This window comes from Microbacterium indicum DSM 19969 (assembly GCF_000422385.1).
Taxonomy (GTDB): domain Bacteria; phylum Actinomycetota; class Actinomycetes; order Actinomycetales; family Microbacteriaceae; genus Microbacterium; species Microbacterium indicum.
This window is the reverse complement of sequence record NZ_AULR01000002.1, coordinates 380,175-403,658: the sequence shown is the minus strand read 5'-3', so window position 1 is coordinate 403,658 and position 23,484 is coordinate 380,175. Positions and strand designations below refer to the sequence as shown.

Annotated in this window: 20 protein-coding genes; 17 read left to right on the top strand and 3 right to left on the bottom strand. The window is 73.7% G+C overall.

Translation table 11 applies throughout. The features are described 5' to 3' along the window. The first annotated feature begins 50 nt into the window (after positions 1–50). Positions 51–2,300, top strand: a complete 2,250-nt coding sequence (locus H576_RS0104530; RefSeq protein WP_029149954.1) for a RelA/SpoT family protein — start codon at positions 51–53, stop codon at positions 2,298–2,300. On the opposite strand, the gene H576_RS14310 is transcribed toward H576_RS0104530, so the two are convergent. The 3 genes from H576_RS14310 to H576_RS14300 all read right to left on the bottom strand — a co-directional run bounded on the left by H576_RS14310 (position 2,279) and on the right by H576_RS14300 (position 4,674). Continuing rightward, positions 2,279–2,845, bottom strand: a complete 567-nt coding sequence (locus H576_RS14310; RefSeq protein WP_051172154.1) for a type IV toxin-antitoxin system AbiEi family antitoxin — start codon at positions 2,843–2,845, stop codon at positions 2,279–2,281. The genes H576_RS0104530 and H576_RS14310 overlap by 22 nt on opposite strands. Positions 2,846–2,901: 56 nt before the next feature. Continuing rightward, positions 2,902–4,344: a DUF349 domain-containing protein gene (locus H576_RS14305; RefSeq protein ID WP_084502435.1), complete on the bottom strand. Its 1,443-nt coding sequence runs from the start codon at positions 4,342–4,344 to the stop codon at positions 2,902–2,904. A gap of 75 nt (positions 4,345–4,419) precedes the next feature. Beyond that, on the bottom strand, positions 4,420–4,674 hold the full coding sequence (locus H576_RS14300) for a hypothetical protein (RefSeq protein WP_051172151.1): 255 nt from the start codon (positions 4,672–4,674) through the stop codon (positions 4,420–4,422). 132 nt (positions 4,675–4,806) lie between these two features. Here H576_RS14300 and H576_RS0104510 point away from each other — a divergent pair, with 132 nt between their 5' ends. The 16 genes from H576_RS0104510 (at position 4,807) to H576_RS0104435 (ending at position 23,480) form a co-directional block, all read left to right on the top strand. Continuing rightward, positions 4,807–6,141, top strand: a complete 1,335-nt coding sequence (locus tag H576_RS0104510; RefSeq protein WP_084502433.1) for a replication-associated recombination protein A — start codon at positions 4,807–4,809, stop codon at positions 6,139–6,141. A gap of 244 nt (positions 6,142–6,385) precedes the next feature. Continuing rightward, positions 6,386–7,267, top strand: a complete 882-nt coding sequence (locus H576_RS0104505; protein ID WP_029149952.1) for a sulfurtransferase — start codon at positions 6,386–6,388, stop codon at positions 7,265–7,267. Then, positions 7,264–8,406 carry an LLM class flavin-dependent oxidoreductase gene (locus tag H576_RS0104500; protein ID WP_029149951.1) on the top strand — a complete coding sequence of 381 codons (1,143 nt, stop codon included), beginning with the start codon at positions 7,264–7,266 and terminating at the stop codon, positions 8,404–8,406. Before H576_RS0104505 ends, H576_RS0104500 begins: the two co-directional genes overlap by 4 nt. Continuing rightward, positions 8,403–9,533 carry an acyl-CoA dehydrogenase family protein gene (locus tag H576_RS14295; RefSeq protein ID WP_036319169.1) on the top strand — a complete coding sequence of 377 codons (1,131 nt, stop codon included), beginning with the start codon at positions 8,403–8,405 and terminating at the stop codon, positions 9,531–9,533. Before H576_RS0104500 ends, H576_RS14295 begins: the two co-directional genes overlap by 4 nt. Positions 9,534–9,561: 28 nt before the next feature. Beyond that, positions 9,562–11,211: an ABC transporter substrate-binding protein gene (locus tag H576_RS0104490; RefSeq protein WP_029149950.1), complete on the top strand. Its 1,650-nt coding sequence runs from the start codon at positions 9,562–9,564 to the stop codon at positions 11,209–11,211. A gap of 1 nt (position 11,212) precedes the next feature. Continuing rightward, positions 11,213–12,169 (top strand): ABC transporter permease, encoded by a 957-nt coding sequence (locus H576_RS0104485; RefSeq protein WP_029149949.1) that lies wholly within the window; start codon positions 11,213–11,215, stop codon positions 12,167–12,169. Then, positions 12,166–13,050, top strand: a complete 885-nt coding sequence (locus H576_RS14290; RefSeq protein ID WP_084502431.1) for an ABC transporter permease — start codon at positions 12,166–12,168, stop codon at positions 13,048–13,050. Before H576_RS0104485 ends, H576_RS14290 begins: the two co-directional genes overlap by 4 nt. Continuing rightward, entirely contained in the window at positions 13,047–14,621 is a 1,575-nt protein-coding gene (locus tag H576_RS14285) for an ATP-binding cassette domain-containing protein (RefSeq protein ID WP_036319166.1), read from the top strand. Before H576_RS14290 ends, H576_RS14285 begins: the two co-directional genes overlap by 4 nt. Further along, positions 14,618–15,634 (top strand): ketopantoate reductase family protein, encoded by a 1,017-nt coding sequence (locus H576_RS14280; RefSeq protein ID WP_051172150.1) that lies wholly within the window; start codon positions 14,618–14,620, stop codon positions 15,632–15,634. Before H576_RS14285 ends, H576_RS14280 begins: the two co-directional genes overlap by 4 nt. Continuing rightward, a complete protein-coding gene (locus tag H576_RS0104465; protein ID WP_029149948.1) occupies positions 15,631–16,968 on the top strand; it encodes an FAD-binding oxidoreductase in 1,338 nt (445 codons plus the stop codon). The genes H576_RS14280 and H576_RS0104465 overlap by 4 nt, the downstream gene beginning before the upstream one ends. Positions 16,969–17,114: 146 nt before the next feature. Next, positions 17,115–17,744 (top strand): 30S ribosomal protein S4, encoded by a 630-nt coding sequence (gene rpsD / locus H576_RS0104460; protein ID WP_029149947.1) that lies wholly within the window; start codon positions 17,115–17,117, stop codon positions 17,742–17,744. A gap of 124 nt (positions 17,745–17,868) precedes the next feature. Next, positions 17,869–18,051: a hypothetical protein gene (locus H576_RS0104455; protein ID WP_029149946.1), complete on the top strand. Its 183-nt coding sequence runs from the start codon at positions 17,869–17,871 to the stop codon at positions 18,049–18,051. Positions 18,052–18,121: 70 nt separating this feature from the next. Next, on the top strand, positions 18,122–20,782 hold the full coding sequence (gene alaS / locus H576_RS0104450) for an alanine--tRNA ligase (protein WP_029149945.1): 2,661 nt from the start codon (positions 18,122–18,124) through the stop codon (positions 20,780–20,782). A 4-nt stretch (positions 20,783–20,786) separates the two neighbouring features. Then, the gene (gene ruvX, locus H576_RS0104445; protein WP_029149944.1) at positions 20,787–21,257 is read left to right on the top strand and encodes a Holliday junction resolvase RuvX; all 471 of its coding nucleotides are present in this window, start codon (positions 20,787–20,789) and stop codon (positions 21,255–21,257) included. A gap of 4 nt (positions 21,258–21,261) precedes the next feature. Beyond that, positions 21,262–22,662 (top strand): endolytic transglycosylase MltG, encoded by a 1,401-nt coding sequence (gene mltG / locus H576_RS14275; RefSeq protein WP_051172148.1) that lies wholly within the window; start codon positions 21,262–21,264, stop codon positions 22,660–22,662. Further along, positions 22,662–23,480: a shikimate dehydrogenase gene (locus tag H576_RS0104435; protein ID WP_036319163.1), complete on the top strand. Its 819-nt coding sequence runs from the start codon at positions 22,662–22,664 to the stop codon at positions 23,478–23,480. The genes mltG and H576_RS0104435 overlap by 1 nt, the downstream gene beginning before the upstream one ends. Positions 23,481–23,484 lie beyond the last annotated feature (4 nt).

Below are 23,484 nucleotides of genomic sequence, written 5' to 3'. Positions count from 1 at the left end.
GATGGGCGCATTCACCGCGGCTGCGGCACGGATCCCGGGGAGGCAATCGAATGGCTGACGCTCTCTCCACTTCGGCCGGGCCCAGCCTGCGGTGGCTCGTCCCGCGCATCTTCACGCGGGCCAAGCCCAACGCCGACCTGCAGAAGCTCCTCCAGGCGGTGCGGGCGTCGAACCCCCGCGCCGACCTGTCGATCGTTGAGAAGGCCTACACGGTCGCCGAGGAGAAGCACCGCGGCCAGAAGCGCCAGAGCGGCGAGCCCTACATCACGCACCCGCTCGCGGTCGCGCAGATCCTCGCCGAGATGGGCCTCGGCCCGCGGGCGATCGCGGCGGCCCTGCTGCACGACACCGTCGAGGACACCGGCTACCCGCTCGAGGAGCTGACGCAGGAGTTCGGCGACGAAGTCGCCCTCCTCGTCGACGGCGTCACGAAGCTCGACAAGGTCAAGTACGGCGACAGCGCGCAGGCCGAGACGGTCCGCAAGATGATCGTCGCGATGTCGAAGGACGTCCGCGTCCTCGTCATCAAGCTCGCCGACCGGCTGCACAACGCCCGCACGTGGGGCTTCGTGCCGCCCGAGAAGGCGAAGAAGAAGGCGACCGAGACCCTCGAGATCTACGCGCCCCTCGCGCACCGGCTCGGCATCTCGACGATCAAGAGCGAGCTCGAGGACCTGTCGTTCGCGGTTCTCTACCCGAAGATCTACAACGAGATCGACAGCCTCGTGAAGCAGCGCACGCCGCAGCGCGAGCAGTACGTGACCCGCGTGATCGGCGAGGTGAACGAGGACCTCGCCGAGCTGCGGATCCGCGGCACCGTGTCGGGGCGGCCGAAGCAGCTGTACTCCGTGTACCAGAAGATGGTCGTCCGGGGCCGCGAGTTCGACGACATCTACGACCTCATCGGCATCCGCGTCATCGTCGGGACCGTCCGCGACTGCTACGCCGTGCTCGGCGCGCTGCACGCCAGGTGGACGCCGCTCCCCGGCCGCTTCAAGGACTACATCGCGACGCCGAAGTTCAACCTCTATCGGTCGCTCCACACGACGGTCATCGGGCCCGGCGGCCGCACCGTCGAGATCCAGATCCGGACCGAGGAGATGCACCACCAGGCCGAGTACGGCGTGGCGGCGCACTGGAAGTACAAGGAGCGCATGGCCGCGACGGGCGGCCGCACCGACGAGCGCGCGTCGAACGAGGACATGGCGTGGATCGCCCGCCTCAGCGACTGGCAGGCCGAGACGAAGGACCCGGGCGAGTTCCTCGACTCGCTGCGCTTCGAGATCGGCGCCAAGGAGGTCTACGTCTTCACCCCGAAGGGGCGCGTGATCGGGCTCCCCAAGGGGGCGACCCCCGTCGACTTCGCCTTCGCGGTGCACACCGAGATCGGCTACCGCACGATGGGCGCCAAGGTCAACGGCCGCCTCGTGCCGCTCGAGTCCGAGCTGCAGTCGGGCGACGTCGTCGAGGTCTTCACCTCGAAGAACCCCGACGCGGGGCCGAGCGCCGACTGGCTGGCGTTCGTCAAGAGCACCCGCGCGCGCAACAAGATCCGCGGGTGGTTCACCAAGGAGCGCCGCGAGGAGGCGATCGAGCAGGGCAAGGAGGGCATCGCCCGCGCGATGCGCCGCCTCAACATGCCGTTCGCGCGCCTCAAGGACTCGCTGCCCGACGTCGCGGCCCAGCTGCACTACGACGACGTGTCGGCCCTGTACGCGGCGGTCGGCGAGGGGCACGTGTCGCCCCAGTCGGTCCTCGAGAAGGTCCAGTCGGTCGCGGCCGAGGAGGCCACGTCGACGGGCGCGATCGACCTGCCGCCGACCGCGAGCTCGCGCGCTCCGCGCACGGGCGACTCGGGGGTCCTCGTGCGCGGAGCCCCCGACATCCTGGTCAAGCTCGCGAAGTGCTGCACCCCCGTGCCCGGCGACGAGATCGTCGGCTTCGTGACCCGCGGAAGCGGCGTCTCGGTGCACCGCGCCGACTGCACCAACGTCAAGGCGCTCGGCGAGAGCCCCGAGCGCATGATCGACGTCGAGTGGGCGCCCACGACGCGGGCCGTGTTCCTCGTGCAGATCCAGGTCGAGGCGCTCGACCGCGGGGGGCTGCTGAGCGACATCACGAGCGTGCTCAGCGAGCACCACGTGAACATCCTCTCGGCCTCGGTCCAGACGACGAAGAGCCGGCTCGCGATCAGCCGGTACGTCTTCGAGATGGGCGACACCGTGCACCTCGACCGCGTGCTGAGCGCCGTCCGGCGCATCGAGGGTGTCTACGACGTCTACCGCGTCACCTCGGGATAGCCCTCGAGCAGGCCGCGCAGCCGCACGCGGTACCTCAGCCGCCGCGGCTCGCGCAGCCACGCGAGGGCGCGGCGCCTGAGCGCCTCGTCGTCGAGGAGGAGGCCCAGCGCGTCGTCCGACGCCGCGTCGCCCGCGAAGGCTGCGCGCGCGACGTCGTACACGGTGCGTGCGGGCGTCGTGACGGCGACGCCCGCGATGTCGCCGACGTCGCGCGCGGGCAGCCACCACTCGCGGATGACGACGCCCGCGCGGCGCTGCCTGCTGACGGGGGATCCGTCGACCCGCTGGGCCGTGTGCGGGCGGGGCTGCCGCGGCACGAACCCGTGGATCCATGCCGCCGAGAGGCCGACGGCGGCGTGCCCGAGAGGGATGAGAGGACGGGCGATGCCGGCGCGCACGTGGTCGCTCTCGGGCAGGCCGGCGGGGACGAAGGGCGCGTCGACGGGGCCCGCGGGCTCGGCGGCGACGAGATCCCCGTCGAGGCGCGCGGCCGTCAGCTCAGCGAGCGAGAGGAGCGGACCGGGGTGATAGACGAAGGGGCGCATGCCGCGAGTATGTCGCGGCACGCGCCCCTGGCGTTCGGGCCTGTGGAGAACCGGCGTCAGCCGCCGATCGCGCGAAGCCAGGCGGTGCGGGCGTCGATGGCCTCCTGCGCCTCGGCCGCGGCCTTCTTGTCACCCTTCGCCTCGGCGGCGGCGAGGTCGGCCTCGAAGCCCGCGATCGAGTCGCGCAGCTGCGAGCCCATGTCGTTGGCGCGCGCCTTGGTGCGCGGGTCGTTGCGCTTCCAGTCGACGTCCTCGCGGTCCTTGAGGGCCGTCTCGATCCGGCGCATGCGGCCGTCGAGGTCGCGCTCCGTCTCGCGGGGGAAGATCCGACCGACCTCGTCCCAGCGGCGCTGGATGTCGGTGAGCGTCTGGCGAGCGGCCTTGAGGTCGGCGATGTCGGCGACGGCGGCCGCCTCGACGAGGAGGGCCTCGCGCGCCTCGATCTTCGGGGCCGACTCGGCGACCTCCTCGGCGTTGCGCTCGGTGCGCGCCTGGTAGAGGACGTCGCCGGCGGCCTTGAAGCGCGCCCACAGGGCGTCGTCGGCCTTGCGGCCCGCGCGGCCGACGCGCTTCCACTCGTCGAGGAGCGCGCGGTAGGCGGGGATCCCGTCCTCGCCCTGCGAGGCGAGGGCCTCGGCGCGGCCGATGATCGCCTGCTTCTCGTTCTTGGCGCCCTTGTGGACCTCGTCGAGCTCGGCGAAGAACGCGCGGCGCGCGCGCTCGAGGGTCGAGCGCGCGTCGCGGAAGCGCTTCCAGAGCGCCTGGGCGGTCGCCTTGGGAAGGCGCGGCCCGGTCTTCTGGTGCTCCTGCCACTGGGCGAACAGGTCGTTGAGGTCGGCGGTCGCCTGCTTCCACTGCACCTGCTGCGGGTCGCGGGCCGCGAGGGCCTCGACCTTCTGGACGATGCCCTCGCGCTCGGCGATCGCGGCGTCGACGGCGGCGCGCTGTGCGGCCGACTCCTCGGCGCTGGCGGCGGCGAGCTGGTCGACGACCGCGGAGAGGCGGGCCTCGAGGCCCGCGAGGTCGCCGACCGCGGCGGCGCCCGTGACGTCCTTCAGGAGAGCCGACGCCTGGCCGCGCAGCTCCTTGGCCGACGATCCGCCCGCCTGGTGGCGCTGCTCGATCGTCGCGACCTTGAACGCGAGGTCGTCGAACTTGCGCACGTAGTACTGCAGGGCCTCTTCGTGGGTGCCGTCGGGGTACTCGCCGACGACGCGCCAGTCGTCGCCCTCCTTGACCGACACGACGCCGTTCTCGTCGACGCGGCCCCAGTCGGCTGCGCCTTCGACGGACGGCGCGGGGGCCGCGGCGTCGACGACGGGCGTCACGGGCGGCGCGGGCCGCTTGGGGCGGTTCGCGAACGCGGCGGGCGAGGGCCGTCCCGGCTTCGGCGCGGCGGGCGCCGGAGCGCTCTCGGCCGGCGTCTCGGGCGCGGCGGTCTCCGCGGCCTCGGGAGCGGCGGTGGGTTCGGTCTCAGGGGTGCTGTCGGGCGTCGACACGGGAGGCTCCTCGTCGCGCGGTGCGCGGGAAGGGGAAAGGGACGCCGCCCAGCCTAGTACCCGTGGGCCCGCGCGCTACTGCGCGTCGGGAGAGTCGCTCGGCGCCGGGGTCTCGGTCGACGTCGAGTCGGCCGCGGCACCGGGGCCCACCTCGTAGAACGCGATCTGTCCGCCGATCGCCCCGAGGACGATGACGCCCGCAACGGTCCCGGCGATGATGTTGTCGCGTCGGCGCCTGCGCGCCTGGGCGGTGTGCAGCTTCTGATGCGCCTCATACAGGCGGCTGCGCTCGCGATTCGCGCGAGCGGCGCGCTCCTTGGCCGTGGCCACGCATTCTCCTCGGGGGTGAGAGGGGGATCCGCAGTACCCGGATCCGCAAACCACCGAGACATTACGCCCCGCGCGTATGCGCGCAAAACCACCACGCGAGTTCCGAGCGATTTCCGCGTTAGCGTGGACGGAATGAACACGTCCGCCGCGCTCTTCCAGGGGCAGACCCCGCTCGCGGTGCGCATGCGCCCCACCTCGCTCGCCGAGGTCGCGGGCCAGCAGCACCTGCTGAGGCCCGGGTCGCCGCTCGTGGCGCTCGCGGACGCCGACGCGAAGAAGCCCGGAACCGTATCGGTGATCCTCTGGGGCCCTCCCGGCACCGGCAAGACGACGCTCGCGCAGGCGGTCGCGCGGTCGTCGGGCCGCCGCTTCGTCGAGCTCTCGGCCGTCACCGCCGGCGTCAAGGACGTGCGGGAGGTCATGCAGGAGGCGCTCAACCAGCGCGACCTGTACGGGCAGTCGACGATTCTCTTCCTCGACGAGATCCACCGCTTCACGAAGGCGCAGCAGGACGCCCTCCTGCCCGGCGTCGAGAACGGCTGGGTGATCCTCATCGCGGCGACGACCGAGAACCCGTCGTTCTCGGTGATCTCGCCGCTCCTGTCGCGCTCTCTCCTCCTGACGCTCCGGCAGCTGACGGACGACGACCTCGCGATGCTCCTCGACCGCGCCGTGTCCGACCCGCGCGGCCTCGACGGCGCCGTCCTCCTCGAGGACGAGGCCCGCGACGCGATCGTCCAGCTCTCGTCGGGCGACGCGCGCCGCGCGCTGACGGCGCTCGAGGCCTCGGCCGGGGTCGCCGCGGGCGATCACGAGGGGGACGGGCTCCCGTCCGTGACGCCCGACGTCGTGGCGCAGGCCGTCGACCGCGCGCTGCTCCGCTACGACCGGCAGGGCGACGAGCACTACGACGTCATCAGCGCGTTCATCAAGTCGATCCGCGGATCCGATCCCGACGCCGCGATCCACTACCTCGCCCGCATGATCGAGGCGGGGGAGGACGCCCGCTTCATCGCGCGGCGCCTCATCGTGCACTCGGCCGAGGACATCGGCATGGCCGACCCCCGCGCCTTGCAGATCGCGACGGCCGCGGCCGACGCCGTGCAGCTGATCGGCATGCCCGAGGGGCGGATCCCGCTCGCCGAGGCGACGATCTACCTCGCGACGGCGCCGAAGTCGAACGCGGCGGTCGTCGCGATCGACTCCGCGATCGGCGACGTGAAGGCCGGGCGGATGAGTCCCGTGCCGCTCCACCTGCGCGACGCGCACTACGCGGGCGCCAAGAGGCTCGGGCACGGTAAGGGCTACCGGTACCCGCACGACGACGATCGCGGGGTCCTCGGCCAGCAGTACCTCCCGGACGCGCTCGCGGGCATCCGCTACTACGAGCCGACGAACCACGGCAACGAGCGCGGCGTATCCGACGCGCTCGACAAGATCCGCCGGATCCTCGACGAGCGCGGCTGACACACTCCGCAACATCCGCGCCCTCCGCGACGCCCGCGGGCGGCCGATGCGCAATTCCGATTAATCCCGTCGGAACAGGCGATTCCGTGCGCCCGTGGCCGCAGGGAGAGCCGTGTGACGACGCACGGCGACACGGTCCGTCACACGGGGACGCGGGCGGCGGAACGGGAACCTGATCAGGCCATAGCGTTGCGGTCCACGGCGCACCCCCGCGTCGCGGGACCGAGTGCCGGGAGGCAGCCTGATGACCGAGATCCTCATCGAACCCGACGAGCTCGCCGACCGCCTCGCCGGCGACCGCCCGCCGCGCGTGCTCGACGTGCGCTGGCGCCTCGAGCGCACGGACGGCCGCGAGGCGTTCGCGGAGGGGCACATCCCCGGAGCCGTGTACGTCGACCTCGAGACCGAGCTCGCCGAGGCGGGGAGCCCCGCCGCCGACGGGAGGCACCCGCTGCCCTCGCGCGAGCGCCTCGAGGCCGCGGCCCGCCGGTGGGGGATCTCGGACGGCGACTCCGTCGTCGTGTACGACGCGCTCCGCTCGCTGTCGGCGTCCCGCGCCTGGTGGCTCCTGCGCGACGCGGGCATCGCCGACGTGCGGATCCTCGACGGCGCGCTGCGCGGCTGGATCTCGGCGGGGCACGACGTCGAGACGGGGGAGTCGTCGCCCGAGCCCGGGGACGTCACCCTGGGCAGGGGCGGGCTCGCCGTCGTCGACATCGACGGCGCCGCCCGCGTCGCGGCCGACGGTGTGCTCCTCGACGTGCGCGCCGCCGAGCGCTACCGCGGCGAAACCGAGCCGATCGACCCGCGCGCCGGCCACGTGCCAGGCGCCGTGAGCCTCCCGACCGTCGACAGCACGACGCCGGACGGGCGCTTCCTGCCCGCCGACGAGCTGCGCGAGCGCTTCGCCGCGGCCGGCGTCACAGAGGGCGCCCCCGTGGCGGTCTACTGCGGCTCGGGGGTGACGGCGTCGCACGCCTTCGCGGCCCTGACGCTCGCGGGCTACGCCCCGATCCTCTTCCCCGGCTCGTGGAGCCAGTGGTCGAACCATCCCGAACTCCCCGTCGCGACGGGGCCGACACCGGAGGGCGCCTCGCCCGCCGCGAGCCCGGAGGCAGCAGCATGACCGTCGAATTCATCAGCGCGATCAACGTCCGCGACCACGACGAGCTGCGGCCCGCGACGGGGGGCCGCCCGCTGGATCCGGCGTACCTGCGTCGTTACGCGCGCGCCCTCGAGGACGCCGGCTTCGACTACACGCTCGTGCCCTACGGCAGCACGGGGCCCGACTCCTTCGTCGTCGCGACCGCGGTCGCCGCGGCGACGGAGCGGATCCAGCCCATCGTCGCCGTGCGGCCGAACACCGTCCACCCGACCGTCGCGGCGCAGCAGCTCGCGACGCTCGACCAGGTCTCGGACGGCCGCGCCGTGCTGCACGTCATCTCGGGCGGGAGCGACGCCGAGCAGGCGCGACAGGGCGACTACCTCCCGAAGGACGAGCGCTACGACCGCTCGGAGGAGTGGATCCGCATTCTCCGCCGCGCCTGGGAGGAGGAGGCCCCGTTCAGCCACGCGGGAGCGCACTACGTCTTCGACGACTTCGGCCCGGGGTTCCGGCCGACGCGCCGCATCCCGATCTCGGTCGGCGGATCCTCCGACGCGGCCTATCGCGTCGGAGGCGCGCTCGGCGACATCTTCGGCCTCTGGGGCGAGCCGCTCGCCGACACCCGCGAGCAGATCGACCGCATCGACGCGTCGGCGCGCGCGGCGGGCCGCACCGACCGGCCGCGGATCTGGGTCACGTTCCGCCCCATCGTCGCGGAGACCGACGAGCTCGCCTGGGAGAAGGCGCACCGCCGCATCGCGCGCGTCGCCGAGACCTACGCGAACGGCGGCCTCGTCCCGGGGAGGCAGCAGACGTCCGACCCGCAGAACGTCGGATCGCAGCGCCTCCTCGCCGCCGCGGCCCGCGGAGAGGTCCACGACCGCGCGCTCTGGACGAAGCCCGCGTCGATCACGAACGCGCAGGGCGCCTCGACGGCCCTCGTCGGCAGCTACGAGACCGTCGCCGCGGCGATCCTCGACTACGTCGACCTGGGCGCCGAGCTCGTGTCGGTGCGCGGATACGACAACCTCAACGACGCGATCGACTACGGGCGCTACGTCCTGCCGCTCGTCAGGCAGGAGCTCGCGCACCGCGAGGCGACGGGGCGCCGCGGCGAGGTCGTCGCGCAGCCCGCGATCGTCGAGGGCGTGCGCGCGTGACGCTCGCCGACGCCCGCACGCTCCCCGCCGTCCGGATCGACGACGCCTCGCTCGAGTCCCTCACGCGGGAGCTCGCCGAGCACGCGCCCGCCCACGACCGCGACGCCTCGTTCCCCTGGGAGGGGATCCGCGCCGTCCACGCGGCCGGCATCCTCACGGCTCCGCTCACCGACCCGCTGTCGGCCGCCGACGCGTCCCGCGTGTTCCAGGCGCTCGGCGCGGGCGACCCCGCCGTCGCGCTCATCTCGGCGATGACGGTCCTGCAGCACGAGCACCAGCGCGCCGACCCGACGTGGCCGGAAGCTGCGCGCGACGCGCTCCTCGCGGCGTCGCTCGACGGCCCCGCGCTCGTCAACGCCGTGCGAGCGGAGCCCGAGCTGGGCGCGCCCGCGCGGGGCGGCGTACCCCTCACGACTGCCGAGCGCACCGCGACGGGCTGGCGCGTCACGGGCCGGAAGGCCTTCGCGACGGGGTCGGAGGGGCTCGCCCTCCACGTCGTCTGGGTCGTGACGGACGAGCCGAGCCCGCGCGTGGGGTCGATCCTCGTGCCGGGCGACGCCGCAGGCGTCTCGATCGTCCGCACCTGGGATCACCTCGGCCTCCGCGCGTCGTCGACGCACGACGTCGTCTACGACGGGGTCGAGGTCCCCGAGGAGAGCTTCCTTCCCGAGCGCGCCTCGCAGAACGTGCCCGTGGCGGGGATCGCCCCCGTCGTCGTGCCGTCGATCTACCTCGGCGTCGCCCGCGCCGCCCTCGCCGACTTCGCGCGGTTCGCGCAGGAGCGGGTCCCCACCTCGCTCGGCCGCCCGATCGCGACGCTCGAGAGGATCCAGACGGTCGCCGGCGAGGCCGCGGCGCAGATCGCGCAGGCCGACGCCGTCATCGCCCGCGCCGCGCTCGCGATCGACGCGGGGGAGCCCGTCCCGGACCTCGGCCTCGTGAAGACGCTCGCGTCTCGCGCCTCGATCGCCGCGGTCGAGGGCCTCGTCGCCGCGATCGGCAACCCGGGCCTCACCCGCGGGCAGCCCCTCGAGCGGCACCTGCGCGACGTCCTCTGCTCGCGCCCGCACCCGCCGCAGGACGACGCCGCGATCCTCACGGCCGGCCGCGCCCTCCTCGCCCCCTGATCACCCGAACCCGGATGGACCCCCGCCCATGACCTTCCCCCTCCGCCGCGCGACCGCCGCGATCGGCGTCCTCTCGGTCCTCGCCCTCGCCGGGTGCGCGCAGACCGCCGCCGGCTCTGCTGCCGACGCCGGCGACCCCGTCTCCGGCGGCGAGCTGACGGTCGAGTTCTGGCCGGACAACGCGAGCTTCTCCTGCGTCGACCCGTTCCAGACCTACTGGATCGAGCACCGCCAGGTGATCCGCAACGTCGCCGACTCGCTGACCGACCAGGACCCCGACACGGGCGAGATCGTGCCGTGGCTCGCGACCGACTGGCAGGTGTCGGACGACGGCCTGACGTACACGTTCGAGCTGCGCGACGACGTCACCTTCTCGGACGGAACCGACTTCACGGCCGACTCGGTCGTGCGCGCCCTCGACAGCGCGAAGCAGACGACGGAGGATGTTCCGGGTGCCTACGGCGGCGTCTACATCGCGGGCTACGCGTCGTCGGAGGCCGTCGACGAGCACACGGTGCAGGTCGACTTCTCCGAGCCCAACGCCGCGTTCCTCCAGGGAACGTCGACGACGAACCTCGCGATCCTCTCCGCGGCGTCCTACGACAAGACGCCCGAGGAACGCTGCCTCGGCGACTACTCCGGCTCGGGCGCCTTCACGCTCGACTCGTACTCGCCCGGCGAGGGCATCGAGCTCACGAAGCGCGCGGGCTACGACTGGGCGAGCGAACTCAACGCGCACCAGGGCGAGGCCTACCTCGACGCCGTGCACATCCGCTACGTCGCCGAGGACAGCGTGCGCGTCGGCGACGTCGCGAGCGGCGCGAGCGACATCGCCTGGCCGCGCGATCCCTTCACGCCCGAGGACACGACGCTCCTCGAGTCGTCGGGCGTCACGGTCGAGGCCCGCTCGCTCCCGGGTCCCTCGTCGGCCTGGTTCCCGAACACCTCGGAGGGCCACCCCCTGAGCGATCCCCTCGTGCGCCAGGCGGTGCAGGCGGGCATCGACCGGGAGACGTACGCATCGACGGTGTACGGCGACGACTACCCCGTCGTCGAGGGCGCGTACGACACCACGACGCCCTTCTTCACGAGCGAGGCGGACGCCCTCGCGTACGACCCTGACGAGGCAGCGCGCCTGCTCGACGAGGCCGGCTGGACGCTCGCGGACGGCGACGACTACCGCACGAAGGACGGCGAGACCCTCACGCTCGTCGCCCCGATCACGGCGGAGTCGCCCGGCGAGGTGCTGCTCCAGGATCAGCTCAAGCAGATCGGGATCGACCTCGAGCTCTCGGTGTACCAGGCCTCCGAGCGCGCGTCGATCGTCTCGGGCGGGGAGTACGACCTCCTCGGCACGTACTACACGCGCGCCGACCCGGGCGTCCTCGCGTGGATCCTCGACAACCGCTACGCGGGATCCGTCGCCCTCGCCGACAACGCGCAGAGCGCCGACACCGCCCAGCGGATCCGCGATCTCTTCGACGCGGGGACGACGACGACCGACGCGGCGGACCGCGCCGACGTCTACGCCGAGCTCCAGGACCTCCTCATCTCGGACGCCGTGTCGATCCCGCTCTTCGAGCGCGTGCAGCAGGCCGGCATCGCGCCCGGCGTCAACGGCTTCCGGTTCACGAGCGAGTCCTTCCTCTCCTACTACGACATCTGGAAGCAGGCGTGACGTGGCGGCGTACATCGCGCGCCGCGTCGGGCAGGCGATCCTCGTGCTCTGGGCCGCGTACACCGCGACCTTCGCGATCCTCTACCTGCTCCCGAGCGACCCCATCGCGATCATGCTCGCCGCGAACAACGTCGAGGTCGACTCGCTGACGGCCGCGCAGCGCGCCGAGGCCGCGGCTCGCCTGGGGCTCGACCGCCCCGTGTGGGAGCAGTACGTCTCGCTCCTCGGCGGCGCGCTCCGGGGCGACTTCGGCGTCTCCTACGCGCACCACGTGCCCGTGACCGACCTGCTCGCGGAGCGCCTGCCGGGCACCCTCGCCCTGAGCGGCGCGGCGATCGCGCTCGCGCTCGCCGGCGGCGTCGCCCTCGCGTTCCTCGCGACCTGGTCACCGCGCGGCCCCGTCTCGGCGCTCCTCCGGCGCCTGCCCGCCGTCGGGGCGAGCGTCCCGAACTTCTGGATCGGGCTCGTCCTCGTGCAGGTGTTCGCCTTCGCCCTCGGCTGGTTCCCCGCCGTGGGCGGGGAGGGGATCCGGGGGATCGTGCTCCCGGCGATCACGATGGCGATCCCGACCGCGGCCGTCCTGGCGCAGGTGCTGACGCGCAGCCTCGACGACGTCCTCGGCGAGCCGTACATCGCGACGGCGCGCGCCAAGGGGCTCAGCCGGCTCGCGACGCAGGCGCGGCACGCGTTCCGCAACGCGGCGCTGTCGACTCTCACGATCCTCGGACTCCTCGTCGGCTCGACGGTCACGGGCGCGATCGTCGTCGAGACGGTGTTCTCCCGCCACGGCGTCGGCCGGCTCGCGCAGGAGGCCGTCCTCGCGCAGGACATCCCCGTCGTGCAGGCGATCGTCGTGCTCGCGGCGGCGGCCTTCGTCGTCGTGAACCTCGCGGTCGACCTGCTCTACCCCCTCCTCGATCCGCGGATCGCCCGCGTCGGAAAGGTGTCGCTCGCATGACCGCCGTCCTCGAGAGGTCCGTCGTCCAGGACCCCCAGATCCCCGCCGCCGCTCCGGCCGCGCCGCCCAGGCGCCGCGTGCCGGCGTGGCTGCGCCGCCCCGGCGCGGTCCTCGCGCTCGCGATCGTCGCCTTCGCCGCGCTGGCCGCGGCGGCGCCCGGCCTCATCGCCCCGTACGACCCGACGGCGACGGCGCCCGCCGACCGGCTCCTCGCGCCGAGCGCCGCGCACCTCTTCGGAACCGACGAGGTGGGGCGCGACCTGTTCTCCCGTGTCATCCACGGCTCGTCGCTCACGCTGACGGCGACCCTCATCGCGCTCGCGATCGCGCTCGTCGCGGGGCTCGCGATCGGCGTCGTCTCGGGCTTCGCGGGCGGGGAGGTGGACGCCGTGCTCATGCGCATCGTCGACGTCCTCCTCGCGATCCCCGGCCTCCTGCTGGCCCTCGCGATCGTGACCGCGATCGGCTTCGGGACCCTGCCCGTCGCGATCGCGGTCGGGATCGGGATCATCCCCGGCTTCGCGCGCACGACCCGCGCCGAGGTCCTGCGGGTCAAGACCCTGCCCTACATCGAGGCGTCGCGCGTCGCGGGAACCTCGCGCACGCGGGTCCTCCTCGAGCACGTGCTCCCGAACTCGTGGGGACCCGTCGCGGTGCTCGCGGTGCTCGACTTCGGCTCCGCGATCCTGCAGGTCGCGGCGCTCAGCTTCCTCGGCTTCGGCGCCGCCCCGCCCGCCGCCGAGTGGGGCACGCTCATCGCCAACGGGCGCGACTTCCTCGCGACCGCGCCCTGGGTGTCGCTCGCTCCCGGGCTCTTCGTCGCCGCGATCGTGCTGAGCCTCAACCACCTGTCCAAGACCCTCGAGGAGATCCGGCGATGACGTCAGACCCCATCATCAGCATCCGCGGCCTCGAGGTCGAGTACCGCACGGCCCGCGCCGAGGTGCGCGCCGTGCGGGGCGTCGACCTCGACGTCGCCCGCGGCGAGCGCGTCGCGATCGTCGGCGAGTCGGGATCCGGGAAGTCGACGCTCGCGCACGCGATCGTCGCGCTCCTGCCGGACGCGGCGCGGGTCGCTCGCGGGTCCGTCTCCGTCGGCGGTGTCGAGCTCGCGGGGGCCCGCGACCGGGTCGCGCGGCGCGTCCGCGTCCGCGTCGTCGGCCTCGTTCCGCAGGATCCGATGGTCTCGCTCAACCCGACGCAGCGCGTGGGGCACCAGGTGGCCGAGGCCGCGCGCCTGCGCGGCCTCCGGGGATCGGCCGTCGACGTCGCCGTCGTCGACGCGCTCTCGGCTGCCGGGATCGATGACCCGGAGGCGCGCGCGCGCCAGCACCCACACGAGCTGTCCGGCGGTCTCCGGCAGCGCGTGCTCATCGCGATCGCGCTCGCGGGCGATCCCGACGTGATCGTGGCCGACGAGCCGACGAGCGCCCTCGACGTCACGGTGCAGAAGCGGATCCTCGACCGGCTCGATCGTCTCGCGCGGGAGCGGGGGATCGCCCTCGTCCTCATCACGCACGACCTCGGCGTCGCCGCCGATCGCTCGGACCGGATCGTCGTCATGAGCGGCGGCCGAGTCGTCGAGGAGGGGCCGACGGCAGCGGTGGTCTCGGCGCCGGCGGAGCAGTACACCCGGCGGCTGCTCGACGCCGCGCCGTCGCGTTCGGCGCTGCGGCCCGCGCCCGCCTCGGCGGACGCCCCCGTCCTCCTGGCGTGGCGCGGGGTATCGCGGACGTTCTCGCTTCCGGGGGGAGGGAGGGCCGTCGCCGCGGACGACGTGTCGCTCGAGGCACGCGCCCACGGGACGCTCGCGATCGTCGGCGAGTCGGGATCGGGCAAGTCGACGTTGCTGCGGCTCGCGCTGGGTCTCGAGCGCCCGACGGGCGGCGCGGTCGAGCGATCGGGCGCGCGCGTGCAGTTCGTGCAGCAGAACCCCTTCGCGGCGCTCGACCCCCGCTTCTCGATCGGCCGCAGCATCGCCGAGCCGCTCGCGCGGGCCGGCGCTCCGCGCGCGGAGAGGCGCGCGCGCGTCGCGGAGCTCCTGGAGCTCGTCGACCTGCCCGCCGACTTCGCGGGCCGGCTGCCGCGCGAGCTCTCGGGGGGCCAGCGCCAGCGCGTCGCGATCGCCCGTGCGCTCGCCCCGCGCCCCGACCTCGTCCTGCTCGACGAGCCGACGAGCGCGCTCGACGCGTCGGTGCAGCAGCAGGTCCTGCGGCTCCTCGCCGAGCTGCAGGCGTCGCTCGGCCTCGGATACGTCCTCGTGACCCACGACCTCGACGTCGTGGCGCAGCTCGCCCACGAGGTCGCGGTCCTGCGCGGCGGGCGCGTCGTCGAACGCGGCGACGCGAGCCGCGTGCTCTCCGAGCCGTCGGATCCCTACACGCGCGAGCTCCTCGCGGCGTCGCCCGGCGCCCTGCTGCGGGCCGTCGCCATCGAGGGGGCGGCCGCATGAGCGGGCGCGCGCGGTACATCGTCGTCGGCGCGGGCGCGATCGGGCTGCTCCTCGCGGCGCAGTGGACCCGGGCCGGCGTCGACGTCGTGCTCGTCGCCCGCGGCCGCGGGCTCGACGCGGTGCGCGAGCGCGGCGTCACGGTGCGCAGGCCCCGTGGGGACGAGAGCGTGCGCGTCGAGGTCGCGGCGTCCGTCGCCGACGCCGCGCCGACGGCGGCCGACTCGATCGTCCTGGCCGTCAAGGCGCAGGACGCCGAGGCGACCATCGCCGAGATCGCGTGGCTCCCGCTCGCGGACGGCGAGGGCGTCGTCGCCGACCTGCCGATCCTCACGGTGCAGAACGGGCTCGTCGCCGAGGAGACCGCGCTGCGTCGCTTCCCGCGCGTCATCGGGGTGTCGCTCGGGATCCCCGCGAGCCATCTCGCTCCCGGGGTCGTCGTGTCGCCCGGTTCGCCCGTCGTGGGCGTCGCCTGGGTCGGCGGGTTCCCCGCGTCCGATCCCGCCGAGGAGGAGCGGCACCGCTCGGCCCTCGCCCGCGCGGGGTTCGCGGCCTTCGTCGAGCCGGACATCGCGGCCGCGAAGCGCCGCAAGCTGCTCGCGAACCTCCGCAACGTCGTCGAGGTCTTCGACGCGGGGATCGCCGAGCAGGCGGCGGCCGAGAGCGCCCTCGCCTCCGAGACGCGCCGCGTGTTCGCGGCGGCGGGCCTCGACGTCGCGCCTCCGCGGTGGGACGCCCCGCAGCTGCAGGCCGAGCCCGTCGCGGGCCACGAGCCGGGCCACCTGTCGACGTGGCAGAGCTTCGCCCGCGGCACGTCCGTCGAGACCGACTTCCTGAGCGGCGAGGTCGTGCTGCTCGCGCGTCTCGTGGGGGCCCCGGCCCCTCTCAATGCGGCGATCGCCCGCGCACTCGGCGCGCATGCGGCGCGCGGGGGAGGCCCGGGCGAGGTCCCCCTGCCTCCCGCCTTCGACGCCGTCACGGGGGCGGCGCGCGCGACGGACGGGGCGACGCCGTGACGGCGGAGCCGCGCATCGACGCGGGCGAGGAGGCGCGCGACGCCGCGGCGCGCGATCGATCGGGGTGGGCGGGCTCGGCCCGGCCCGCCGGCGTCGTCCAGGCGACGTCCGTCGACGACGTGCGCCGGACGCTCGCCTGGGCCGACGAGACGGGCACCCCCGTCGTGACGCGCGGCGCCGGCTCGGGCCTCGCGGCCGCGGCGGTCGGCGTCGCGGGGGCCGTCGTGCTCGACGTCTCGGGGATCGACCGGATCCTCGAGATCGATCCCGTCGAGCAGCTCGCGCGAGTCGAGCCGGGCGTCATCACCGCGTCGCTCGACGCGGCCGCGGCCGCGCACGGCCTCATGTACGCGCCCGACCCGGGGAGCGTCGGGATCTCGACGATCGGCGGCAACATCGCGACGAACGCCGGCGGCCTGCGGGGCGCGAAGTACGGGGTCACGCGCGACCACGTGCTCGCCCTCGACGTCGTGCTCGCCGACGGGTCGCTCGTCCGCGTCGGGCGCGAGACCCTCAAGGGCGTGACGGGGTACGACCTCGTCGGCCTCTTCACGGGGTCCGAGGGCACGCTCGGCGTGGTCGTCGGCGCGACGCTCCGCCTCGTCCCGCGGCCCGTCCGGACGGCGACGGCGACCGCGTTCCTGCCCTCGGCCGCCGCGGCGGCGGGCGCGACGGCCGCGATCGCGGGCTCGGGCGCGCGGCCCGCCGTGCTCGAGATCATCGACGGCCCGACTCTCGAGGCGATCGACGCGCTCGACGGCTCGGCGCTCGCGGCGCGCGGCGGCGCGTGCCTCGTCGTGCAGACCGACGGATTCGGCGCCGACGAGGAGCTCGCCCTCGTCGCCGCGACGCTGCGCTCGCTCGGCGCGGACGTCCGCGTCGCCGCGACGCCGGAAGAGGCGGAGTCGCTCCTCGCGGCGCGGCGCCGCGCGCTCCCGGCGCTCGAGGCGCGCGGCCGCGTGCTCATCGAGGACATCGCCGTGCCGCGGGGCAGGCTCGCCCACGCGATCGAGCGGATCCACGCGATCGCCGACGAGGAGCGCGTCGACGTGTACGTCTTCGGGCACGCGGGCGACGGCAACCTGCACCCGATCATCGTGACGCCGCCCGCGGGGCCGAGCGATCCGATGCCCGCGGAGGCCCAGGCCGCCGCCGACCGGATCTTCGCGCTCGCGATCGAGCTCGGCGGGACGATCACGGCGGAGCACGGCGTCGGGCGTCTCAAGAGGGCGTGGGCCGAGCGCGAGCTGGGGCCCGAGGTGCACGCGCTGCAGACGCGGATCCGCGCGCTCCTCGACCCGCGGGGGATCCTGAACCCCGGGAGCAGCGTCTGAGGGATCGCCTGCTAGACTCGAGGGGCTCGAAATCCGAGCACATCCCCTTCGCGGTCTCCTGCAGGCAGTCCGGCGTACGCCTGCGCCCCGGAGGAACGGGGAATGTACGCACCTGATGCCGCATCCCGCGGCACCGAAAGGACATCATGGTCACCAAGGCACAGGACCGCCGCAAGGTCCGCCTGTCGCGCGCCCTCGGCGTCGCGCTCACGCCCAAGGCCGCACGCTACCTCGAGAAGCGCCCGTACGGCCCCGGCCAGCACGGACGCACCAAGCGCAAGCAGGACAGCGACTACGCCGTCCGTCTGCGCGAGAAGCAGCGTCTGCGCGAGCAGTACGGCATCCGCGAGAAGCAGCTCACCTCGGTCTTCGCCGAGGCGAAGCGCAAGGAGGGCCTGACGGGTGAGAACCTCGTCGAGCTCCTCGAGATGCGTCTCGACGCGCTCGTGCTCCGTTCGGGCTTCGCCCGCACGACCGCGCAGGCCCGTCAGTTCGTCGTGCACCGTCACATCCTCGTCGACGGCAAGCTCGTCGACCGTCCCTCCTTCCGCGTGAAGCCGGGCCAGACGATCGAGGTCAAGGCGAAGAGCGAGGCGCTCGAGCCGTTCCAGGTCGCGGCCGCCGGCGGACACGCCGAGGTGCTGCCCACCGTTCCGGAGTACCTCAACGTGTCGCTCGACACGCTGCAGGCCACCCTCGTGCGTCGCCCCAAGCGCGCCGAGGTCCCGGTGCAGTGCGAGGTCCAGCTGGTCGTCGAGTACTACTCGGGCCGCTGATCCAGCATCCTCACGAGGGCGCCGCGAGCATCCGCTCGCGGCGCCCTTCGCGTACCCGGCCCCCGGCCGCGTTCGCCTAGGATGGAACGACGCCCGAGACGCACACGACCCCGTCGGAGATGACATGAAGAACCTGCTGGTGTTCCTGCTCGGCATCGTGGGCGGCTTCGTCGCCGCGCACTTCATGAACAAGAACCCCCGCGGCAACGAGCTGCTCGCGTCGATCGACGCCCGCATCAGCGGCTTCACCGACGCGATGGGGCAGGCGTACCGCGACGAGGTCTCGTCGCGGGGCGACGCCCGCTGATCGTCGACGCAGACCCATCGCCGCGGAACCGCGGCTCGCTTCCCCGCCTGACAAGGACACACCGCACCCCATGAAGACCGCGGACATCGCGACCCGCTACCTCGAGTTCTTCCGCAAGAACGACCACACGATCGTGCCGTCGTCGTCGCTCGTGAGCGACGACCCGTCGCTCCTGTTCACCGTCGCCGGCATGGTGCCGATGATCCCGTACCTCACGGGCGTCGTCCCCGCGCCGAGCCCGCGCATCGCCGACGTGCAGAAGTGCATCCGCACGAACGACATCGAGGAGGTGGGCCGCACGGCCCGCCACGGCACGTTCTTCCAGATGCTCGGCAACTGGTCGTTCGGCGACTACTTCAAGGAGGGGGCGATCCGCTACGCGTGGGAGCTCCTCACCTCGACCGAGGGCGACGGCGGCCTCGGCTTCGACGAGAAGGACCTCTGGGTCACGATCTACGAGACCGACGACGAGGCCGAGCACATCTGGCGCGACGTCATCGGCCTGAAGCCCGAGCGGATCCAGCGCCTGGGCCGCGAGGACAACTACTGGACGACGGGCCAGCCCGGCCCCGGCGGCCCCGACAGCGAGATCTTCTTCGACCGCGGCCCCGCCTACGGGCGCGACGGCGGCCCCGCGGCGGACGACTCCCGGTTCCTCGAGATCTGGAACCTCGTCTTCATGCAGGACTTCATCGACAACGTCCGCGGCAAGACCGAGTTCGACATCGTGGGCGAGCTGCCGAAGAAGAACATCGACACGGGCATGGGCCTCGAGCGCGTCGCCTTCCTCAAGCAGGGCGTCGAGAACATGTACGAGACCGACCAGGTCCGTCCCGTCCTCGACCGCGCGAGCGAGCTCTCGGGCCGCCGCTACGGGGCCGATGCGGCCGATGACGTGCGCTTCCGCGTCATCGCCGACCACGTGCGCTCCTCGCTCATGCTCCTGAGCGACGGCGTGACGCCGTCGAACGAGGGCCGCGGCTACATCCTGCGACGTCTCATGCGCCGCACCGTCCGCTCGATGCGCCTCCTGGGCGTCGAGGACCCGACGTTCCCCGAGCTCTTCGCGGTGTCGCGCGACGCGATGAAGGCGACCTACCCCGAGCTCGAGGCCGACTGGCAGCGCATCTCGTCGTACGCCGTCGCCGAGGAGGAGACCTTCCTCCGCACGCTCGCGAGCGGATCGACGATCCTCGACACGGCCGTCGAGCAGGCGAAGTCGACGGGCGAGAAGACGCTCGCGGGCGACAAGGCGTTCCTGCTGCACGACACCTACGGCTTCCCGATCGATCTCACGCTCGAGATCGCGGAGGAGGCGGGTCTCGGCGTCGACCGCGACGCGTTCGACGCTCTCATGACGGCGCAGCGCACGCGCGCCAAGGAGGACTCGCGCTCGCGCAAGAAGGCGATCGCCGACCGCACGGTCTACAGCGAGTACCGCGCGCAGGGCGAGACGCTCTTCACGGGCTACGACGACCTCGTGACCGAGACCCGCGTCCTGGGCCTCCTCGTCGACGGTCGCCCCGCGATGCGCGCCGTCGCGGGCCAGACGGCAGAGGTGATCCTCACCGAGACGGCGCTCTACGCCGAGTCGGGCGGCCAGGTCGCCGACAAGGGCACGATCGTCGGGTCGGGCTTCGAGCTCGAGGTGCTCGACGTGCAGCGCCCCGTTCCGGGCCTCATCAGCCACACCGTCTCCGTGACGACGGGCGAGGTCGCGGTGGGCGACGCGGCGACGACCGTCGTCGACGAGGTCAACCGGCGGGCCGCGCAGCAAGCGCACTCCGCGACGCACCTCGTCCACGCGGCGCTCCGCGACACCCTCGGCAAGACGGCGACGCAGGCCGGATCCCTCAACCGCGCGGGGTACCTGCGCTTCGACTTCGCGTGGGGCCAGGCCCTCTCGCCCGCGACGCGCAGCGAGATCGAGGAGATCGCGAACGGCGCCGTGCGCGACAACCTCGAGGTGTCGACGCGCGTCATGTCGCTCGACGAGGCGAAGGCCGCAGGCGCGATGGCGCTCTTCGGCGAGAAGTACGGCGACACCGTGCGCATGGTCGACATCGGCGGCCCGTGGTCGCGCGAGCTGTGCGGCGGAACGCACGTCGGCACGTCGTCCGAGATCGGGCTCATCTCGATCACGGGCGAGTCGTCCGTCGGGGCGACGAACCGCCGCGTCGAGGCGCTCGTCGGCTACGACGCCTTCCGCGAGCTCACGGCGGAGCGCGCGCTCGTGAACGAGCTCGCCTCGTCGCTCAAGACGCCCAAGGACCAGCTGCTCGGGCGCGTCGCCGACCTCTCGACGAGCCTCCGCGCCGCCGAGAAGCGGATCGCGCAGTTCGAGGCGCAGGCGCTGCAGCAGCGCGTGCCGCAGCTCGCCCAGTCTGCGGCCCGCGCGGGCCGCCTCTCGCTCGTCGCCGAGTCGCTCGGCGAGGTCGGCTCGGGCGACGACGTGCGCAGCCTCGTGACGCAGGTGCGCGAGCGCCTCGGATCCGAGCCCGCCGTCGTCGCCCTCGTGGGCGTCGCGAACGGGCGGCCGGTCGTGGTCGTCGCGACGAACGAGGCGGCGCGCGGCGCGGGAGCCCAGGCGGGCGCGCTCGTCAAGGCGGCGTCGGGGGCGCTCGGCGGTGGCGGGGGCGGCAAGCCCGACCTCGCGCAGGGCGGCGGGACCGATGCGGCGGCTGTGCCCGCCGCGATCCAGGCGATCCGCGGCGCCGTCGAGGCTCTCTGACATCGTGACGGGCTTCCGGCGAGGGACGCGGCTCGGCGTCGACGTGGGCAAGGCGCGCGTCGGCGTCGCCCGCGTCGACCCCGACGGCATGCTCGCGGTGCCCGTCGAGACGGTGCCGCGCGACGAGCAGTCGATCGCGCGCATCGTCGCCATCTCGGGGGAGCACGAACCGATCGAGATCGTGGTGGGCCTGCCGCTCAACATGCGCGGCGAGGACACGCCGTCGACGGCGGACGCGCGCGCGTTCGCCGACGAGCTCATGCGCGCCCTTCCGGGCGTCGGCATCCGCCTCGTCGACGAGCGGCTCAGCACCGTGAGCGCCCACCAGGCGCTCCGGCAGTCGGGCCGCTCGCAGAAGCGATCTCGGGGAATCGTCGACCAGGTCGCTGCGGTGTTCTTCCTGCAGCACGCGGTCGACACGGAGAAGAGCACGGGGGCGGCGCCCGGCGCGCTGCTCGCGCCGCCCGAGGAGTGATCACATGACATCGTCCGAGACCCCCGACGGACGGCCCATGACCCGCCGCGAGCTGCGCGAGCGGCTCGAGAGGGCCCGCGCGCGCCAGGCGGCGCTCGAGCGCGAGCAGCTGGATCAGGCGCCGGCCGCCCCGGCGGAGCCGGAGCCCGTCGCGGCGGAGCCCGCCGAGCTGCCCGCGGCCGCCCCGGACGAGCCCGCGGCGAAGGACCCGACGCCGGGAGCGGAGGAGGCGGCGACGTCGACCCGCACGGCGTCGCACGACCTGCACGACCTGTTCGCCGAGGCGGAGCGCAAGCCGCATCGCCGTCGCCGTCGCGGCGGCTGCCTCCTCGCGATCGTCATCGTCCTCGCGATCGTCGCCGCGATCGGCGGGGCGGGGTACTGGGCCGTCACCTCGGGCCCGCTCGCGGGCGTCCGCGGCCAGATCGAGCAGGTGCTGGGGATCAACCAGGCGCCGACCGACTACGAGGACGGCGAGGCCACGGGCGAGGCCGTCATCGTGATCCACGACGGCGACACGGGCTTCGAGGTCTCGCAGACGCTCAACACCGAGGGCGTGACGCTCACCCCCAACGCCTTCTACGCGATGCTGCTCCGCGCGCAGGTCAGCCCGAACTTCCAGCCGGGCACCTACCTGCTGCAGAAGAAGATGACGTCGAACGCGGCGCTCGAGGCGCTCGAGGATCCCGCGAACAAGCTCGAGGACGCCGTCGCGTACCCGGAGGGCTACACCGTCGACCAGATCGTCCCGATCCTCGCGTCGGGCCTCGACGTGTCGGAGGACGACGTGCGCAGCGCGCTCTCCGACCCGTCGGCGTACGGCGTCGACGCCGACTCGCTCGAGGGGTGGCTCTTCCCTGCGTCGTACCCGTTCGAGCCGGGCACGAGCGTCGCCGACGCCATCCAGGCTATGGTCGACCGCACGGTCCAGTCGCTCGACGACGCGGGCGTCCCCGAGGCCGACAGGCAGCGCGTCCTGACGATCGCCTCGATCATCCAGCGCGAGGCCCGCTACCAGGACGACTTCTACCGCGTCTCGCGCGTCATCGAGAACCGCCTCGACGGCGTCGGCGAGTCCGACGGCCGCCTCCAGATGGACTCGACCGCGCAGTACGGGTACGGCGAGATGCACGAGGGATCCGCCTCGAGCTCGGCCGAGGCGCTCGCCGACGACAACCCGTGGAACACGTACGTGCACACGGGGCTGCCGGCGACGCCGATCTCGAACCCCGGCGACGTCGCGATCGACGCCGCGATGCACCCCGCCGACGGGTCGTGGCTGTACTTCGTCACGGTCGACCTCACGACGGGCGAGACGGTGTTCAGCGACACCTACGCCGAGCACGAGGAGGCCGTCGCGCAGTGGACGGCCTGGTGCGAGGCGAACCCCGACCAGGGCTGCTGATGGCCGCCGAGCATCTCGAGGTGTGGGGCGACCCCATCGGCCACAGCCGGTCCCCGCAGCTGCACCTCGCGGCCTATCGGGCGCTCGGGCTCGACTGGGAGTTCACGCGCCGCGAGGTCCCGGCCGATGCGTTCGCCGTCCGCCTCGCGGCGTCGGGCGCGCGCGGGCTCGCCGTGACGTACCCGCTCAAGGAACGGGCCTTCGCGGCGGCCGCGTGGCGCGACGAGCGCGCCGAGCTCACGGGCGTCGCCAACACCCTCTTCCGCGGTGACCCCGCCGGGATCCGCGCGTACAACACCGACGTCGGCGGGCTCGCGATCGCGCTCCGCGAGGCCGGGGCCGGCGACGCCGCGGCGGTGCGGATCCTCGGCGCCGGCGCGACCGCGACGTCGGCGCTCGTCGCGGCGGCCGAGAACGGCGCCTCGCGCGTCGCCGTCGCGGCGCGTCGCCCCGAGCGGGCCGCGCACCTCGTCGCTCTCGGCGAGCGCGTCGGCGCGGCGGTGTCGGTCGAGCGGATCGGCGAACCGGCCTCCGACGTCGACCTCACGATCGCGACCCTGCCGGGCGGATCCGCCCTGGGCGCGCCCGACGCCTCCGCGCTCTCGCGCCGGGGCGGCACGCTCTTCGACGTCGCCTACAGCCCGTGGCCGTCGCAGCTCGCCGAGGCGTGGGACGGGTCCGTGCACCACGGCCTCGGGATGCTCCTCCACCAGGCGGCCCTGCAGGTGCGGGTCTTCGTCGGGGGAGACGTGTCGCGCCCGCTCGCGGGCGAGGAGGCCGTCGTGGGCGCGATGCGCGCGGCGCTCATGGGAGACTAGACCC